General features: G+C 68.2%; 11 protein-coding genes. 4 read left to right on the forward strand and 7 right to left on the reverse strand.

Annotated features, from left to right (window positions below):
- Positions 1-5: 5 nt before the first annotated feature.
- The 3 genes from AMK58_RS28095 to AMK58_RS28105 are packed head-to-tail and all read right to left on the reverse strand — an operon-like array spanning position 6 to position 3,329.
- Positions 6-644: an Isoquinoline 1-oxidoreductase subunit gene (locus AMK58_RS28095; protein ID WP_105217750.1), complete on the reverse strand. Its 639-nt coding sequence runs from the start codon at positions 642-644 to the stop codon at positions 6-8.
- Between the two features lie 2 nt (positions 645-646).
- Positions 647-2,851 carry a xanthine dehydrogenase family protein molybdopterin-binding subunit gene (locus AMK58_RS28100; RefSeq protein WP_059399764.1) on the reverse strand — a complete coding sequence of 735 codons (2,205 nt, stop codon included), beginning with the start codon at positions 2,849-2,851 and terminating at the stop codon, positions 647-649.
- A 1-nt stretch (position 2,852) separates the two neighbouring features.
- Positions 2,853-3,329, reverse strand: a complete 477-nt coding sequence (locus AMK58_RS28105; RefSeq protein WP_059399765.1) for a (2Fe-2S)-binding protein — start codon at positions 3,327-3,329, stop codon at positions 2,853-2,855.
- A gap of 367 nt (positions 3,330-3,696) precedes the next feature.
- Between AMK58_RS28105 and AMK58_RS28110 the strand changes: the two genes are divergently transcribed.
- Complete coding sequence (locus tag AMK58_RS28110) at positions 3,697-6,639, forward strand: ATP-binding protein (protein ID WP_035684158.1); 2,943 nt, start codon at positions 3,697-3,699, stop codon at positions 6,637-6,639.
- A gap of 88 nt (positions 6,640-6,727) precedes the next feature.
- On the opposite strand, the gene AMK58_RS28115 is transcribed toward AMK58_RS28110, so the two are convergent.
- Complete coding sequence (locus AMK58_RS28115; protein ID WP_059399766.1) at positions 6,728-7,531, reverse strand: site-specific integrase; 804 nt, start codon at positions 7,529-7,531, stop codon at positions 6,728-6,730.
- Positions 7,532-7,968: 437 nt separating this feature from the next.
- Here AMK58_RS28115 and AMK58_RS28120 point away from each other — a divergent pair, with 437 nt between their 5' ends.
- Genes AMK58_RS28120 through AMK58_RS28130 form a run of 3 tightly spaced genes read left to right on the forward strand, consistent with a single transcriptional unit; the run spans position 7,969 to position 12,364 of the window.
- On the forward strand, positions 7,969-9,768 hold the full coding sequence (locus AMK58_RS28120; protein ID WP_081650200.1) for a Mu transposase C-terminal domain-containing protein: 1,800 nt from the start codon (positions 7,969-7,971) through the stop codon (positions 9,766-9,768).
- Positions 9,769-9,773: 5 nt separating this feature from the next.
- Positions 9,774-10,688, forward strand: coding sequence for a TniB family NTP-binding protein (locus AMK58_RS28125; RefSeq protein ID WP_035673657.1), 915 nt, complete (start codon positions 9,774-9,776; stop codon positions 10,686-10,688).
- Positions 10,689-10,696: 8 nt separating this feature from the next.
- On the forward strand, positions 10,697-12,364 hold the full coding sequence (locus AMK58_RS28130) for a TniQ family protein (RefSeq protein ID WP_035673624.1): 1,668 nt from the start codon (positions 10,697-10,699) through the stop codon (positions 12,362-12,364).
- Between the two features lie 49 nt (positions 12,365-12,413).
- On the opposite strand, the gene AMK58_RS28135 is transcribed toward AMK58_RS28130, so the two are convergent.
- From AMK58_RS28135 to AMK58_RS28145, 3 genes are all read right to left on the reverse strand, one after another.
- Positions 12,414-12,791, reverse strand: coding sequence for a hypothetical protein (locus AMK58_RS28135; RefSeq protein WP_059399767.1), 378 nt, complete (start codon positions 12,789-12,791; stop codon positions 12,414-12,416).
- On the reverse strand, positions 12,788-16,303 hold the full coding sequence (locus AMK58_RS30750) for a CHAT domain-containing protein (RefSeq protein ID WP_059399768.1): 3,516 nt from the start codon (positions 16,301-16,303) through the stop codon (positions 12,788-12,790). The genes AMK58_RS28135 and AMK58_RS30750 overlap by 4 nt, the downstream gene beginning before the upstream one ends.
- Positions 16,304-16,568: 265 nt before the next feature.
- Positions 16,569-17,513 carry a recombinase family protein gene (locus tag AMK58_RS28145; protein WP_035683731.1) on the reverse strand — a complete coding sequence of 315 codons (945 nt, stop codon included), beginning with the start codon at positions 17,511-17,513 and terminating at the stop codon, positions 16,569-16,571.
- Positions 17,514-17,919 lie beyond the last annotated feature (406 nt).

Consider the following 17,919-nt stretch of genomic DNA (forward strand, 5'->3'; position numbering starts at 1 on the left):
CCGGATCAGGGCGGGCACTCTGCGCCGGTCTCGATCCAGGCGGCGATCAACGCGCCGAAGGCGGCCTGCGTGCCTGGTGCCGGACGGCGGCCTTCGCCGGGATGCCAAGCCCAGGCGACGAGATGATCCTCGGCCAAGTGCGTGTGGATCTGGGCAAGGCTGCGGCCGCCGTTGCGGGCCGGGTCCTTCAACTGCTGGCAGATCCCGCCGAGGGTCAGCCCCTGCCACGCCATGCTGGCCGGCGCCAAAAGCCATGGCGTGGCGCCAGGAACGGAGCCGATGCGGCTGCCGACCAGGGTGGTGTTCTCCGTCCGGTGGCAGGAGTTGCAGTTCAATCCGGGCTGACCGAACCCGGACTCCCCGGCCTGCATGAACGGAGCGTGCGGGCGCATCGCATCGCCCTGGGTCGGCTGGCGGTCGGCCGGGTGGCAGTTCATGCAGCGGGGATCGGTGAGAACCTTGGCCGCTTCCGTGAAGAGCGCGCGCGAGCGGGACGCGGGATCTCCGGTCGGGACGATCTCGGCGGGGCTTTTCAAGCCGCGCCCGAGGTCAGCGGTATCCGCTCGGGTGGAGCCGATGGCAGAGGCCAGGGCCAGGGCGCTCACGGTCACGGCGGGAAGGATGAGACGGGCGATACGTCGCATGGTCATGCCCTCCTCAGCCGGCTGCCGTCGATCGGCAAATTGCGGAGCCTTTGTCCGGTCGCGGCGAAGATCGCGTTCATCACCGCCGGGGCTACGGGCGGCGTGCCCAGTTCGCCGACGCCGCCCGGTGTCTCAGTGCTCTGCACGACATGGACGTCGATCCGGGGGCACTCGTTGATGCGCAGAACCGGCGAGTCATCGAAATTGCCCTCGACGATGGCGCCGTCGGCCACGGTTAGACGGCCATAGAGCACCGCGCTCAGGCCGTAGACGATGCCGCTCTCCACCTGCTGCTTGAGGATCACCGGATTGATGACCTGCCCACAATCGACGGCGCAGACCATGCGGTCGATCCGGACGGTACCGCCCGGTGTCACCTGAACGTCGGCGACCAAGGCGGCGAAGCTTCCGAAGTCAGCGATTACCGCCACGCCGCGTCCGCGCCCCGGTTCGAGTGGCGTTCCCCAGCCGGCCCGCTCCGCGGCGAGGTCGAGCACCGCGCGCAACCGCGGTAGGCCGGTGAGCAGGCGCCGCCGATAGATCACAGGGTCCTGGCCGGCAAGATGGGCCGCCTCGTCGATGCCGCATTCGATGGCTGGGGCGTTGCGGGTCGGGCCGACGCCGCGCCAGTTGCCGGTCAACATGCCCTCCGGCGCTTCGTGACGGACGTACTCGACGCGCTTGTTGGGGATATCATAGGGTCCCTCGGCGCCGCCAACGATGTCGAGATCGATGCCGTCCTTGAAGAAGGCCGGCAAGAAGCGCGCCATGATCGCCGGTCCGACGACGCGGTGGCGCCACGACACCGGCAGCCCGTCGGGGCCGAGCGTGAGGTGCAGCCGACTGAGGTTCAGATAGCGGAAGGAGTCGTGACGGATGTCCTCCTCACGGCTCCATACCACCTGCACGGGCCCGTCGACCTGCTGGGCCACGCGGGTTGCCAGGGTGATGCCATCATAATCGAGGCGCCGGCCGAAGCCGCCGCCGAGCAGGTGATTGTGGACCACCACCTTCTCCACAGGTAGGCCAGTGACCGCCGCCGCCGCTTGGCGGGCCCGCCCGGCCACCTGGGTCCCAACCCAGACGTCGCAGGAGTCTTTGCGCACATGCACGGTGCAGTTCATCGGCTCCATCGCCGAATGGGCGAGGATGGGCAACCGGTACAGGGTGTCAAGGCCGCGGGCCTGTGCCGCCTCCGCCGCGGCCACGTCGCCGGCCTCATGGGCGACCAGAGCCTCTCCCGCCATGGCGGCGTCGGCGCGCCGCTCCAATTCCTCGGTGGTCAGGCCGCCGTTCGGCCCGGCATTCCAGGTGATGCGCAGCGCCGCCAGCCCCTTGCGGGCCGATCCGGTGTGGTCGGCGACCACGGCGACGGCATCGCTCAACCGGACCACCTGCCGGACCCCCTTGATGGCGAGCGCCGCACTGTCGTCCACCGCCTTCAGCGTGCCCCCAAAGGTCGGGCAGATGGCCAAAGCCGCGAACTTGACCCCCGGTGGGTGGGCGTCGAGCCCGAAACGGGCGGTTCCGTCCACCTTCTCCGGCGAGTCGATGCGGGGCAGCGCTTTGCCGATCAGGGTGAAGGCCGAGGCCGGCTTGAGCATCATGGTTTCCGGAAGCGGTTCCCGCGCGGCGGCGGCGGCCAGTGTGCCGTAGGGAGCGCTGCGTCCGCTCTCGGGGTGGCGCACGACCCCGGCTTCGGCCTTGCAGGAGTCGGCGGACACGCCCCATTGCCGCGCCGCCGCAGCGACCAGCATCGTCCGTGCCGCCGCCCCGGCCTGGCGCATGGGTGTCCAGAAACCGCGGATGGTGACCGAACCACCGGTGATCTGGTCGCCAAGCAAAGGGTGGGCGTAGCGCGCCGGGTCGGCCGGCGCCGGCACGGCCCGGACCTGGTCCAGCGGTACCTCCAACTCCTCGGCGATCAGCGTTGCGATCGCAGCGTAGACGCCTTGCCCCATCTCGGCCGATGGCACGATCACCTCGATCGCCCCGACTGGCGGAATGCGGATGAAGGGAGTGAGGGTGGCATCGCCAACCGTCGCCGCTTCGGCCGCTGTTCCACCTTCATTCTGTGCGGCGACCCCGGCGGGGCGCAGCCCGATCACCAGGGCGCCCCCCACAGCGGCGGCGGAGATGAGGAAGCCCCGGCGGGAAAGCGGGCTGGCGGGAGGCGAGGACAGTGTGTTCCGGTTAGCCATGGCCATGTCACAGATTCTCCTCGCTGACGATGACGCCGGAGGCGCGCTTGATGGCAGCACGGATGCGCGGGTAGGTCCCGCAACGGCAGATGTTCCCGGACATCACCGCATTGATGTCCTCGTCGTTGGGCTGTGGGTTGACGGCCAGCAAGGCCGCCGCCGCCATGATCTGCCCGGACTGGCAATAGCCGCATTGAACCACCTCTTCGGCCAGCCAAGCGCGCTGGACGCGCGCGCCTTCGTCGGTCCTGCCGACCGCCTCGATGGTGGTGATGGTGGAGGAGGAGGCATCCGCAACGGTGGTGACGCAGGACCGCACCGCCTGCCCGTCGAGATGGACGGTGCAGGCGCCGCACATGGCGATGCCGCAGCCGAACTTTGTGCCGGTCAGACCGAGAACGTCGCGCAGCACCCATAACAGGGGAATGTCTCCATCCACATCGACCGTGTGCGTCATACCATTGACGTTAAGGGTGTGGGGCATGGTCGGAGGCTCCCTTGCGATGCGCTGTTGTTGCGATGTTCGGCCGTGCTTGCGATGTCCTGGTGCGGTGGCTGCCCGGCGGTCGGTCAGGCAGAGACAGGTCGGTTTGCGGTCTCAACCTTAGGCAGCCGGAACTGAGCAGACCGACTTAAATGGTGTGAAAATGTGTGAGGCGCGCCGATGGGGGGCGCGCTATCACAAAGGTGAGGCTGACTTTACAAAGGTGAAGTTGCCGTTTTGGTCCCGTACGATATGATTTTGCACCACCGCCGGAGGGCGAGGGCGGCCGGAGAGCGCCGGGGGTACCATGGGGGATTTCGGCGGGAGCCGGTGTGACGTGGAACCATGTCCGGCTGCTGGATCACAGTTGGCACGCAACGCGCACGTTCCGGGGGCACCCGCGATTTCCCTGGGCCGCGCCATCCAGGCTCCCAGTCACGCCGTTGACCTGGGCGAGATCGTCTTCGGCCCTTATCGGCTGTTGCCGCAGGCCCGCAAGCTCTACCGTGGCGATACGATGGTGCGCATCGGCAGCCGGGCCATGGATCTGCTGATCCTGCTGGCCACACGGGCGGGAAGGACCCTGACCAGCGAAGAACTGATGACCGCCGTCTGGCCCGGCATCCACGTCGAGCGCAACACACTGCGGGTCCAGATTGCCGCACTGCGCAAATTGCTCGGCGTCGAGCCGTCTTGTCTGGACTGCATCGTCACCGTAACGGGGCGCGGTTACGCGTTTGCCGTGCCATCGGTGTCCACCACTCCGCTCCGCCCGCTCTCCACCGCGCCGGAGGAGCAGGATCTGTCGCCGCCCCAACCGGCGCTTCCGCTGACGCGGCTGATCGGCCGTGACGCGCTGGTCACCGAGGTCGGACGACAAATCGGCGCTCATCGGCTGGTCACGCTGGTCGGGCCGGGCGGCGCCGGCAAGACGGCAGTGGCAATGCGGGTCGCCACCTTGGTGGCGGGCAGAGGGGAGGAAGTGGTTCCCGTCGATCTGTCGCCGCTGCCGGACGGTGAGCTGCTGGCCGCCGCCGTGGCCGGTCGGCTCGGTTTGCCGGGCAATAGCCTGAACCCCACGGCGACGATCCTGCGCTACCTGTCGGACCGGCGCACCTTTCTGCTGCTCGACACCTGCGAACATCTCGTCGCTACGGCGGCGCGCTTCGTCGAGGCGGTTCTGGCGGTGGCACCGGGGGTCCGCATTCTTGCCACCAGCCGTGAGGCGCTGCGTGTTGCGGAGGAACAGATTCATCCGGTGCATGGCCTACCGTCGCCGATCGCCGGCCAAGTGGCACCGGCCGACGCGCTAACCTTCCCGGCGGTGCGGCTGTTCATCGAACGCGCCGGCGCGGCCTCCGCCGGTTTGCGCTTCGGTGCGGCGGAGGCGCCCATCCTGGCGGACATCTGCCGGCGCTTGGACGGGCTGCCGCTGGCCATCGAACTGGCTGCGGCTCTGGTTCCCCATTTCGGTGTCGCTGGTCTTCTGCAGGCACTTTCCGATCGCTTCGCGCTGCTCACCAGCGGTTACCGCACGGCGCTCCCCCGCCACCAGACCTTGTTGGCGACGGTGGAGTGGAGCTATCGCCTGCTTGACGAGGCGGAGCGGAGGGTCTTTCGTTGCTTCAGCGTGCTCCGCGGCGCCGTCGCCTGGGATGACGCGATTGCCGTCCTTTCCTTCGACGCCGCCGACGCCGCCCTCGTGAAAGGTCTGCTCCAGCGGCTGGCTTCGAAATCGCTGATCGAGGTGACGCCCGACGGGCTTGGCGTCCGCTGTCGTATGCTCGACACCAACCGGGACTTCGCCTGGGCGGAGTTGGTCGCCAACGGCGAACAGGATGCCGCGATGGCACGGCATGCCGAGCATTGGACGATGCGGTTGGAGAACTGGACGCCGGAGCCGGCGGACAGCGCTTCACAACGGACAAGCTGGGAGGCGATGCTCGCCAACGTCCGTTCGGCGTTGCGCTGGTGCTGGTCGACGGAGGAGGGGCTACCGCTTGGCGTGCGCCTTACCCTCGCCGCCGTGCCGCTGTGGACCAACCTGTCGCTGATCGCCGAAACCATCGAGGCCGTCGGGCACGCACTCGACGCCATCCCGTCGGGTGATCCCACGCGGCGGCGCGACGTGATGCGGCTTCACGCCGCGCTGGGCGGCGCTCTGATGAACATCGACGGAGCCGGCGAGCGCGTGCAAGCAGCCTGGAGTACGGTGCTGGTCATCGCCGAGGAGCTGGGCGACCGCGAGGCACGGCTGAAGGCGCTGTGGGGGCTGTGGATCGACCGGCGCAATCAGGGTGACGCCCGTGGAGCGCTGACGATCGCCCAAACCTATGCGCGCCTGTCCAGCGGTGTCGACGATCCGTTGTTCGCCATCCTCGGCGATCGGATGCTTGGCGTCTCACACTTCTTTGTCGGACGGTTCGCGACGGCGCGCGGCAGCATCGAACGCATGCTCGCGCGCAGCGGAACCATTCCCCGTTCGGCGCAGATCGCCGCCTTCCAGTTCGACCAGTCGGTCGCCGCCCGCTGCTTCGAGGCGCAAATCCTGTGGCTGCAGGGCTTCCCCGAACAGGCGCGTGCCGTCAGCCGGCGCAACGTCGAGGATGCGGTGTCCAGTGACCATGCCGGCAGCATCAGCTATGCCCTTTCGGAGGCGGCCTGCCCGATCGCTCTGCGCAACGGCAACCTCGAAGAGTTGGATGGCTTCGCTGGCCTTTTGATGGCCCGCACCAAGGGCGCCGGCTTGGCCATCTGGCACACTCTCGGCCGCTGCTACGAGAGCTTCCTCCTGATCGGTCACGGCCGGCGTGACATCGGCCTGCGTCAACTGGCTGAGGTCTTGGCCGAGTTGCGCCACATCCGACATGGACCGCTTCTGACGCATATGCTTGGGGAGTATGCGGCGATCCTGATCGACGCCGGCCGCCCTGTTGAGGCCGAGCGGGCCCTGCGCGAGGCCTTCGGCCGCCTGCGCCGGAATGGCGAAGGGTGGTGCGCGGCCGATTTGAAACGGGTGCGTGGTGAACTGGCAGCCCGGAATGGCAACCCGGTGGAGGCGCGGCGCTGGTTTGAACGCGCATTGGCAGAGAGCCGACGGCAGGGCGCCCTTGCCTGGGAATTGCGTGCCGCGACGAGCTTCGCCCGGTTCCTCCGCGATCAAGGTGACATGGCCGAAGCGACCACGACGTTGTCCAACGTGCTCGGGCGGTATGGCGAAGGCTGGGGGACGCAGGATCTACGCCGGGCTCGCTCCCTGTACGACGAGGTAACGGTTTGTTCTTCGATCGCGGCGATTAGATCCGTGTAGACGGCACATGGTCCTTGTTCCCGACGACAATGATGCAACGCACGGTGAGAGCACATCTAATCCGGGAAATGGGGACCAAATTTCCCGCTCAGGAGCCGCCCTCGCCCCATGAGCGGAAGAGTTTTTCGGTGACGTTGTTGCGCCAGCGGTCGCGCGAGCGCAGGTAGCGCCGCGCCACCTCGGTGGACTTGTGACGGGTCTGGCGCATGATGTCGTGCAGCTGGGCCTCCTCCTCGGCGGCGGCGGTGGCGAGGCCGGCGCGCAGGGAATGGCCGGAGAAGCGCTCCGGCTCGGGCAGCCCGGCCCGGACGGCGCTCTCCTTGACCAGCCGGGCCACCGCCTTGTCGGACAGCGGCTTGCCGGTGACCGCGCCGTTCTTCAGCACGCCGCAGAACAGCGGGTCCTCGGGGCGCAGGGCGCAGCGCACAGCGAGCCAGGCGTCGAGGGCGCGCAGGGCGCAGAGGTCCGGGTCGGCGGCCGCCCAGATGGCCACCGCGTCGCCGCGCCCGCGCTGGTCCGTCTTGGAGCGGCGCACCGTTACCTCGACGCCGCGGTCGGGATGGCGGGTGACGTCGGCGACGCGCAGCGCCACCAGTTCGGAGCGCCGGAGCGCGGCGCCGTAGCCGATCAGCAGCATGGCGCGGTTGCGCAGGCCGAGCGGCCCGTCGGGCTGCGCCGCGAGCAGGCGCGGCAAGGCGTCGAGGAGGATCGGCGCGGCTTGGCGGATCGGGCGGTCGGCCTGGCTGCGGGCGAGACCGTCGAGCACCAGGGCGATGCGCGGATGCTTGAGATCGACCGGAACTCCGGCGAGGCGGTGGGCGGTGGCGATGGCGGCGAGGTGAACCCGCAGCGTCGGCACGGTCAGCCGTTCGGCTGCCTTGACCAGGTACATCCCGATGATCTCGGCGTCGCCGGTCAGCGGGGCGAAGCCGAGACGGTCGCACCACGCGCTGTAGGCCGTCCAGGCGGAGCGGTAGGCACGCAGCGTGCCCTCCCCGCGCGCCCGCGTCGCCCAGACGGCGGCCTGCCGGGCGAGGTCCTGGATCTCCGCGGCGCGCGCCGGGTCGGCCGGGACGACGAGGCGGCCGAAGATCCCGGTCTCGACGGCGACGCCGGCGTCCGGTTCCGGCCAGGCGGCGCCCGGCCTGTCCAGGAAGAGGCGGGGGATCGGATCGTCCGGCGTGTCGTGCGGCTGTCAATTTCCGGTTACCCAGAGATCGGCGGCCGAGAATTTCAGCGCCTCACGGTCTCACCGTAAGGCGAGTTTTTCTGGTAGCCGTGAGAATCTACTTATTGACCGTGAGATCAATTGGCAGCACGGTTTCAGGCATGGCGCCCCGGAACACTCCGGACATCCAGACAATCCCTCAGGAAATCTGGGAGGCCGCACGGACCGTTGAGCAGGTCGTCCGGCCCCTCGCCGACCTTGTTCGGCCCCCTCGGTCGGTCATGGAAGAAGCGGCGGCCACCCTGGGGGTTAGCCGTGCCACCATTTACCGGATGGTGGCACGCTACCGTGCCGATCCACGCACATCCTCACTCATCGTCAGCCGCGGTGGTCGTCCCGCAGGCCTCCGCCTGATTCCTTCCGAGGTCGAATCCATCATCGACCACCGCATCAATACTTCGTACCTCACGAAGCAGAAGCCGCGGCTGGCGGCCCTTCACAAGGAGATCCAAGCCGCCTGCCATGAGAAGAGATTGCCGGCGCCCTCCTACAACACGGTCGCATCTCGTGTTAGAGAACTCAACGCCCGTCAGGTTCTAGCGAAACGTGAAGGCGGCAAGGTCGCGCGCGACAAGTTTGGCTTGGTCACCACCGCGTTCGTGGCGGAAGGACCGAACAGCGTCTGGCAAATCGACCATACCCTGGTCGACCTGATTGTTCTGGACGAATATTTCCGGGAGCCGGTAGGTCGACCCTGGGTGACGTTCATCATCGATGTGGCCACCCGGATGGTGGCGGGCTTCTATCTGACGCTCGACCCGCCGTCGACGACATCCGTCGCCCTGGCCCTGACTCATGCCGTGCTGCCCAAGGATGAGTGGCTCCGGACCCGGAGCATCGACGGCGCATGGCCAATCTGCGGGCTTCCGCAGGCCTTGCATATGGACAACGCCAAGGAGTTCCACTCCAAGGACATCAAGCGCGGCTGCGAGGAGTACGGTATCGCCACGCAGTACCGGCCGGTGCGGACCCCGCATTTCGGCGGCCACATCGAGCGGCTGATCGGCACCATGATGGGGGCCGTCCACCTGCTGCCCGGCACGACCCATTCGAACGCGCAGGAGCGGGGCGAGTACCGTTCCGCAGAGCACTCGGCCATGACGATGCGGGAATTGGAGGCCTATCTGGCACGGGAGATCGTCGGGACGTACCACAACACGGTTCATTCCTCGCTGTCGATGCCACCGAACAAGAAGTGGCGAGACACCGTGGCGTCGATGCCCGGCCAAGCACCACGCCTGCCGAAGGACCATCGCCAGTTCGTTCTGGACTTCCTACCGTCCAAGCCACGTCGTGTCCTGCGCGACGGCATCCATCTCTTCAACATCGTCTACTTCGACCGGGTCCTCGCCACCTGGCTGACCAGCGACAACCGCGACATCGAGGTGAAGTACGATCCGCGCAACATCTCGCGCGTCTACATCCGGGATGACGAAGGCCGGTACTTTGACATTCCCTATCGCAACACCTCCTACCCGCCGATCACCCTCGCCGAACACCGCAGAGCCGTCAGACGGCTGCGGGACGAGGGGCGCCGCGCCATCGACGAGGACCTCCTGTTCCAGACCATCGCGCAGCAACGCAGCCTGATCGCGGACGCCGTCACCAAGACCAAGGCCCGGCGGGAAGAACTTGGCAAGGCGCCCGCCAACGCGGGCAAAGCGACCAAGGCCGCCCGTCGCTCCATTGAGCACACCGTCACTTCCATCGCCGGCACGCGCGCTCCAGCACGCGGCAAGGAACCGGTCACACCGCCCACACAAAGCCTTTCAGCGCCGGAGCCGCCGGGCTGCCGCGGTGATGTTGGCGGGACGCGGAAAGCTCCTTCGCCCTCGCTTCCCGAGCCGACCGCTCCGGTTCAGGCGACCGACGACCATTTCGATATCGAGGTGTGGCCGTGAGCAGCATGTTCGAGCACATCCATCCGGCCTTCCGGGACAAGGCGATGGCCAGCGACGAGGAGCGCATTGCGCTGATCCGGTCCGACCGCTGGATCGGCCATCCCGTCGCCAACGCGGCGCTCCAGAAACTGGAGGAAATGCTCTCGGACCCGGTGCGCACGCGTATGGACAGCCTGCTGATCACGGGCGAATCCGGTATGGGCAAGACCATGATCATCGAGAAGTTCCTGCGCAAGCATCCCCAACGCGAGGATCGGGTCAGCGGCACCCTCAAGATGCCGATCGTTTCCATTCAGATGGCCCCGACCCCCGGGGAAAAGCGGCTCTACGTCCAAATCCTCGATGCGTTGAACGCCTACACGCCCAGCCGCATGGACAAGGACCACGCCGCGATGCTGTGCATCCGCCTGATGAGGGAGATGGGCGTGCGGATGCTGTTCATGGACGAAGCCCACAACCTCCTGTGCGGGACGGTCCAGCAGGGCGCCGAGGCGCGCAACACGATCAAGTTCCTCAGCAACGGCTTGCGGATTCCGATCGTCTGCGCCGGCACACCGGAAGCCGCGCGCGCCATCCGTCAGGACGTGCAATTGGCCAACCGCATGCACGAGATCACGCTGAACCGCTGGCGCGACGACGAGAACCTCCAGCGCCTGCTGAACAGCATCATGCTTTCCATGCCGCTGCGCCGGCCGTCCCCGGTCAACGAGCCCAGGATCCGCAAGCTGATCCTGGCCATGAGCGAAGGCATCACCGTGCGCCTGTTCCGCCTTCTGGAAGCCGCAGCGGTCCAGGCGATCCGCTCGCAGCAGGAACACATCGACTTCGACCTTCTCGACACCGGGTTGAACACCCTTCCCCTGGTCAGCATGTCTTCCGGGGAGGCAGCGGGCGATCCCTTCGCCGAGTTCTACAGGTGACAGGCGGCATGACCAACCGTGCAACCGTCTTCTGGCGGCTTCCCGTGCCGTTGTGGCCCAGCCAGGACGAGGGGATTTGGTCGTGGATTTTTCGCCTCGCGTGCTTCTACGCCATGCCCGTCGACGATTTCCTCGACTGGATCGGCATGGCCGGGAAAAGCAAGAGGGCGGCCATTCTCTACGGCGAGCCATCCGACGCCCTCGTGGCGTGCCTGTCGACCGTAAGCGGCCTGCCGGCCGAAAGCATCAGGGCAATGGGCTTTCGCGATCCCTGCGAATGGAAAGGGGATGCCGCCCGGAATGGCCACCGCTACTGCCTGCACTGTCTCAAACGCGACCGGGACCTTGGCCGGCACGACGCCCTCCGTCGGTCCTGGAGTCTGAACCGGGTGACGTTCTGCCACATCCACCGGTCGCCGCTCGTCGACCGTTGCCTGGACTGCGGCATGCCGTCAGGCGCCTTCGTCTACGACGACGGCATGATGCGACTGGCGTGCGGCGTCTGCCGCAAGGTGGTCGACACGACCCGCATCCCGGACGATGACATCCTGTTTGTGCAAAGTCTGGAAATTCCGCAGGACGAGGAGCCCAGGCCGATTGCCCGTCGGATCATGCAAGCCGTCTGGATGTTCGAGGAGGCGATGCTGGGGGTCTTGACCGACGGCATCGCGCCCGGCGGTCCATTCCCGCAGACGGCGGGCCAGTTCAAGAGCGCGCTCTCCTACACCGCACAGGCGTTCGATTCGATCGGCTGCTTGGAGCCGCCCCTTACGACGGTGCCATATTTTGCCGCCACAACGACGGATGGCGGCTTGGCGGCGCGGCGCGCTTGCCATGTCCTTGAGATGAGTGTGCTGACCAACGGCACCGCCTTGCCCGCACTGTATCCGGGCTGCCGGTCATGGACCGGGCGCAGGGCCCGTTTCCGGGCTTTTTGCAACCTCGGCGGCCTGTACCACATGGCCAGCGGCTTCGTCCGCGGGGATTTAAGGGCGTATGCGGACGATCTCGATCCGACCCTCAAGCAGGAACTCATGCTGGCGATCACCAGCCGGCAGGCGGGCCTCGGGTGGTGCGGTCCGTTTGAAGCCGATCGGCCGTACTTTCTGGAAGACTGCGCGAGGCGGCGGCCATCCGATCAGGAACCCGGAGCCGGGAGGACGATGCACGAAGCGACGCCGCACGATGGCTTGGCATCCGCTTCCGCGTGCGACGGGCCGAAGGTCCGTGATGAGGGGGAGTCCGCCCGGAGCGCCGATGATACGCCGCCGTCCGCGGCCCGAGCGCGTCCTCCTGGGGCCGTGCCCCGTCCGACCGTACGGTTGGCCGGAAACGACACCGTCAAGAGGACGCCGGCGCTGCCGGAGCCCGTCACAAGCGACGACGGCGACCAGACCGCCTCCCATCGGGTCGAAGCGGCGCGCGTGTCCGCGGTCCCACCTCCGGCAAGTCCGCCGGGCCGGGCTTCGGCGGGCGGCGCCGGCCTTGCGATTCCACGCTACGACCGGCAGGCGCTCCAGACGATCATCAAAGCCGAGGTTCGCAAGCGGCCCGCAGCGTTCCGCACGGTGGCGGACCGGCGCCGGGAGGTGCAGCGCATCGCCAGAGCCATCGTCGATGGCACGCTCCCGGCAGGCCCGGACCTGAAGGCTGCGGGGGGCGGCGATCAGGCATGACGTGGACCTTGTGAGGCCGGTTCCTCGACCATACACGCGGCCTGGGGGCTCAGTCGGTGTCGGACGGCCGCTCCAGCCGGTCGAGCACGGCGTCACGCCCGGCGGTGGTGAGATCGAGCGGAGGCGTGGTGCCGGACGCGAGGCTGACGCGGTCGTCGGGCGCCGCCGTCCCGCGCAGCCGGGTGAGCAGTTGGTCGATCCGCTCGCCCAGCCGGGCGCGGGCGGCGAGGTCGAGCGTGGCGACGATGGCGCCGGGCACCGCCAGCACCAGAGCGGCGATGGCGACCGGGTCGCCGCGCGTGGCCTCCCGGTCCTCCGGCGGCGTCCGCCGTTCCGGCACGGCGCCGAGCGCCTCGGCGAAGAAGGACTCCAGCTCGGCGGCGAGCGCCTCGGCGTTGGGGCCGGCGATGTGGATGGTCGTGGTCATGACTTGGCCTTTCGAATTGCCGCCTGGATGGCGCGGACGTGCTCGACGCCCTGGTCGTGCTGGATTTTGGCGAAGGCGGCGGCGGCCTCGTCGAGCACACGGAGCGCCTCGTCGGTCCGGCCGGCCATTGCCAGAACTTGGCCGAACAGCGCCCCGACCGCCCCGATGGCGTCAACACGCTCAAGCTGATCGAAAAGGGCAAAGCTCTCGGTCAATTCCTCTATGATCGTCTCGACTTCCCTCTTTTCCAGCCTGCCGCGTAAACGGATCTCGGCGCAGGAGAAGCGAATATGGGCTAGGCTATCAATATCCTGCATGCGCTGTGCGACCGGCAGGCGCTCCTCCAGATGAATGCGCAACGCCTCATCAAATTCGCCGCGCCGCGCCAGGATGTTGGCGATTTTGCCCAGCGTCACGGCGCGCCCTTTCACATCGTCCATACGATCAGTAATGGGGACAACTTCCTCACGCAAGATGCGCAGGGCCTCCTCGGTCTCGCCGCGATTCGCGAGTATTTCGGCGATTTGACCAAGGGTCACTGCCCGTGAATGCACGTCACTCAACTGCTCATAGACTGGTAGTTCCTTCTCACGCCGGATGCGCAGGGCTTCGTCGGTTTCGCCGCGCGTGGTCAAGATGTCGGCGATCCGGCCCAGGGTCACCGCCTGCGCATGAACTTCGCCCAGTCGCTCGTAGACCGGCAGCTGTTCCTCGCGGCGGATGCGCAGGGCTTCATCGGTTTCGCCGCGCGTGGTCAAGATGTCGGCGATCCGGCCCAGGGTCACCGCGCGCGCGCGCATGTCGCCCAGCCGCTCAAAGACCGGCAATTCCTCCTCGCGGCGGATGCGCAGTGCCTCCTTGGTCTCGCCGCGCCCTTCGAGGATGTCGGCGATCTGGCTCAGGGTCACCGCCCGCGAGTACACGTCATCCAACGCCTCGAACCGTTGCACGGCGTCGCGAAGCAACACTTCGGCCTCACCGATGCGCCCGACTTGGATCAGGCGCGAGGCTTGGTCGCTCAACACCATGGCGTCAGCCCGTGGATCGGTGCCGGACAGCGACACCGCCCGCGCCAGCAGGGCGTCCTGGTCGCCGCCTTGGCCGAGCCGCTCGGCGCATTGCACGCCGAGCCGCAGGAGGTGAAGGTCGGGGGCGGCCCCTGCGCGGTCCAGGAGGTCCAGCGCTTGCGAGACCAGCTGCCACGCCGCCTCGGTCATGTGGGCCCGATGAAACAGAAACAGGCCGCCCATGAGTGCCGCCGCGTTCAGGATTTCCGGCGGACCGCCGGCGAGCAGGGCCAGCCGGGCGAGTTCGACGGCGCGCGGATGGACGGGCAGGTCGCCGTCCTCGTCGGTCCAGGCGGCGTGCAGCGGCCCGACCACCGCCGCCGCGAGATGGGCCCGATCCGCCTCCGACAGCGCCGCCGCCAGTGGGCGGGCCAGCGGGTTGACCGCGCTGTCCATGCCGGCCCCGCCGTAGCGGTCGAGCAGCCCCAGGCCCTGGAGCCGGTCCACCGCCGGTTCCGGCGCGGCGATCCCGGCGGCGCGCCCCGCCGCCTCCAGCACGGCGCGCGGCACCGGCAGCTCGAACAGCGTCGCCGCGGCGAGTTGCCGGGCCTCGGTCGGGGTCAGCATGGCGCGGAACGCCTCGAGCGACAGGCGCCGGAAGAACTCATGGGCGGTGCTCTCCTCCGCCGGCACCGCGCCGCTGTCCAGATAGCCTTGCACCGCCGCCACCGCCCGCTCCGCCGCGGCGACGCCGGCCGCGCGGTCAGCGAGTTCCAGCAGCGGGCGGGTCAGGATCTCCTGCAAACCCGGATTGCCGCCCGCCACCGCCTTGATCCGGCCCTCCAGCCGGTCCAGGTCGGGATCGTCGCCGGCGGCGCGCTCCTTCCCGCGCAGCCGGGCGGCGGCCCGCATCTGCTTGGCGCGCTCCGCCGCCTGCATCGGCGGCAGGCCGACGACCGCCAGAGAGGCCGCCAAATCCGTTCCGCGCGCGTCGGTCAGCGCGAAGGTGTAGCGGCTGGTGATCAGCAGCCGCGACTTGGTGGCCCGACCGGCGTCGCGGAAGGCGCCGACGACGGACGCCATGACGGCGGCATCCTCCGGCGTGCGGAATGGGGTAGCCGGCTCGTCCGGCTTCGGCTCGGCGAGGCGGCGTTCCAGGTCGTCCACGATCAGCAGGAGCGGCCGCGTTCCCGCATGGCCGCTGAACGGCCCCTTCAGCAGCCCCTGAAGCACCAGCTTCAGGGCAGCAGGGTCACGCAGAACATCCTGCTCGTGGGCAGCCAGTGTGGGCTTCTGCTCCCCCTCGGGCAGGGCATCGACCAGTGCCAGCAACACCGCGTGGGCGTCGTAGCGTTCGAACACCACGGCCACCCTGTGGGTGTCCAGCCGGCTGGCGATGCGCTCGGCCAGGCTCGACTTGCCGAGGTTGCCCATGCCCTGGACCAGCACGCCGGCCTTCCCCTCCGCCCAGGCCCGCAACGCCGCCTGGATGGGGCGGCGCCGGCCAACGAACTGTTCGGGGGTGGCCACCGGCACCCGTTCCCTGGCCTTGTCGAGATAGGCCTTGTCGCGCCGCTCGCGGAAAGGACGGGTCGGCAGCGCCGGGTCGCACAGCGCCCCGCCGCCGCGCGGTCCGAGCCAGACCCGCGCCAGATGCCAGTGGGCGCCGCGCTGCGGGTCGGCCCGGTGATCCTGCAAGACGCCGAGCCGAGCCGCGGCGGCGGCGTGGGCGACGCTCCGCCCGCCGGCCAGTTCGCCGTAGAACAGCGCGGCGAAGCGGGTGGCCTCGAGGTCGTGGACCGACCCGTCCCATCCCAGCGCGTTGGGCACCCCGGCCTGGATCAGCGCCTGGACGAAGGAGCCCGCGCCGCCATCCGCCTGCTCGGCGGTCCGGCAGGCTGACAGGAAGACCAAGTGCGGCCGGCGCGCGTCGTCGCCCAGGGCGGCGCACAGCTTACCGGGGTCCACCCGGTCGAGTCGGCCCTCCGGCGTCTCCAGGGCCAGGTAGGGCCCCTGGCGGTCCACCTCGCCGTGCCCGGTGAGGTGAAGCACGTCCCAGCGGGCGGTCTGCCTCAGGCGCAGGCGCAGTCCATCCAGGCTGCCGCTTTCCTCGACCGCGAGATGGGCGCCCAGGCCGCGCGTGGCGTCGAGGAAGGCGATCTCCTCCTGTTCGTAATCGAGGGCGTCCTGCCCCTCGACCTCGGCCGCCATGAACAGCGCGGCGATGTCGCCGTGGACGGGGGGCTCGGCCGCACCCGCCTCGCCCAGTCGCCGGGCGACCAGGAAGAGGCGCACCGCATCCTCCGCCAGCAGGAAGCCGCCGGGGGCCAGCACCTCCCACGGAACGTCGAGGAGGGCAGCTTCGCGCTCATCCGGCCGGTCGGGGGCGAGGATGTCCAGCACGACCGGTCCATTGCCGTTCCTCAGGCACCCGTCCAGCCAGCCATTCCCCTGGTTCAGGAAATCGGCGATGGCCCGGCCGATGGCCGGCAGGCGCTCCGTCATCCGCGCCCGAACCGCCTCGTCGTAAGACTTGGCCCACCCCTTCAGGAGACCGATGCCTGCCGGTCCAAGAGGTTTAAGGACCGTGCCACCTCCGGCGGAAGCGTTTGTGCAAAGAAGATCGTCGCCGCGAAGCGCAATGCGCAAGTGTGTCACGACCCTCTGTCCTCATTACGGGAATTTCCATCAAGGAATGTAACTTAATAGATTTTTCTCAGGCAGAGAACATCTTTTGAGGGAAGCCTGCCGGCAGCCCAGTCCGCCACCGTTAGCGTTCCGAATCCGGTGCGCCGTCGAGCAGCCCGGCGTCCCGCGCTTGGTCGAGGAGGGCCTTGACGCTCGACGGCGCCCAGGTTTTGGCCCCGGTCGCGGTGAGCACGCCCTGACGCTCCAGTTGCCGGCCGATCCGGGCCAGCGTGGGCTTTTGTCCGGCCTCGGCGGCGTTGTGGATGGTTGCGACCAGCTCCACCAGACGCCTGGCCCGCGCCGCCGCCTTCGGGGAGCGCCGGGGTGCGGCCTTCAGCAACTCGGGTTCGGCCAAGCCGTCGGCGACCAGCCGGCGGACGGCGCGGATCAGCGCGTCCCGCGTCCAGGGCGCCGGGTTGTCGCCCGGGCGTTTCTTCAGGGCGCCGTTGAGGACGTCGACCACACGGTCCCAGGGCTGGTGCGGCCGAAGGCGGCGGACGATGGGCAGGAACTCGCCGGCGCCCCCGGCGACCCGCTCGCTCCGGCGGTCGTCACGGGCGCGGGCAACGCGACGACGGGCCAGAGGGTCCCCGGAAACCAAACCGGGGTTGCCGGGACGCTTGCCGACGGCCTTTGCGGCGCGCACCCCGGCCTTGGTCCGCTCCCGGATCAGCGAGCGCTCGAACTCCGCCACGGCGCCAAGGATCTGAAGGGTGAACTTGCCCTGTGGGCTTCCGGTGTCGATGGGATCGCCCAACGATTTGAAGGCCGCGCCCTTGCGGTCCAGAGCGTCGATGACGTCGAGCAGGTGGGCGAGCGAGCGGGCCAGGCGGTCAATGCGCACGACGACCAGGGTGTCACCCTTCCTCACCCGGGTCAGCACGGCCTTGAGCTGGGGGCGCTCCCGGTCGGCACCGGACGCATTCTCGCGGAAGATCTCGCCGCAGCCGTATTTCTTGAGGTCGAGGATTTGCGCCTCGGTTGACTGGTCGTCCGTGGAAACTCGCGCGTATCCAATGAGCGCCATGCTGGGTTCCTTCCGCTTGCCGACCGGAGTATCGCAAGGCCGGGAGGAATTTCAAGCGTTGCGCAGGTCAGCAATCATCCGGTTGAAAGCCAACGGAAAGAATTTGGCGCGAGTTTACGATGGGCAAGCGTCATCCCACCGTCTCCTGCGAGACCGTGCCCGGGAAGAGCTTTCTCAAGGTTTCCTGAAAAACTGAACCCCGTGGGAAATGGGGAATATCGACCGTTCTCAGCGTCTAGTGAGAGAACGGGAGTGTTTCCGACGCATTCTCAAGCTTTACTGAAATTGACAGCCGAGTCCAGTGATCCCGGAAGCCCGACACTAGCCGAAGCGGCGGCCACCGGCAAGGCTCCCTGATAAACACCCGATAGCTCTTTTTATCGGTGGTTTATCAGGACCGGCCAGC

The organism is Azospirillum brasilense (genome assembly GCF_001315015.1).
GTDB lineage: Bacteria > Pseudomonadota > Alphaproteobacteria > Azospirillales > Azospirillaceae > Azospirillum > Azospirillum brasilense.

Bases quoted from the DNA above. Each gene is read 5' to 3' on its own strand.
- AMK58_RS28135 (WP_059399767.1), bottom strand. From the start codon at position 12,791: ATGACCACGACCATCCACATCGCCGGCCCCAACGCCGAGGCGCTCGCC.
- AMK58_RS28145 (WP_035683731.1), bottom strand. From the start codon at position 17,513: ATGGCGCTCATTGGATACGCGCGAGTTTCCACGGACGACCAGTCAACC.
- AMK58_RS30750 (WP_059399768.1), bottom strand. From the start codon at position 16,303: ATGACGGAGCGCCTGCCGGCCATCGGCCGGGCCATCGCCGATTTCCTG.
- AMK58_RS28095 (WP_105217750.1), bottom strand. From the start codon at position 644: ATGCGACGTATCGCCCGTCTCATCCTTCCCGCCGTGACCGTGAGCGCC.
- AMK58_RS28125 (WP_035673657.1), top strand. From the start codon at position 9,774: ATGTTCGAGCACATCCATCCGGCCTTCCGGGACAAGGCGATGGCCAGC.
- AMK58_RS28100 (WP_059399764.1), bottom strand. From the start codon at position 2,851: ATGGCCATGGCTAACCGGAACACACTGTCCTCGCCTCCCGCCAGCCCG.
- AMK58_RS28120 (WP_081650200.1), top strand. From the start codon at position 7,969: ATGGCGCCCCGGAACACTCCGGACATCCAGACAATCCCTCAGGAAATC.
- AMK58_RS28130 (WP_035673624.1), top strand. From the start codon at position 10,697: ATGACCAACCGTGCAACCGTCTTCTGGCGGCTTCCCGTGCCGTTGTGG.
- AMK58_RS28105 (WP_059399765.1), bottom strand. From the start codon at position 3,329: ATGCCCCACACCCTTAACGTCAATGGTATGACGCACACGGTCGATGTG.
- AMK58_RS28115 (WP_059399766.1), bottom strand. From the start codon at position 7,531: ATGTACCTGGTCAAGGCAGCCGAACGGCTGACCGTGCCGACGCTGCGG.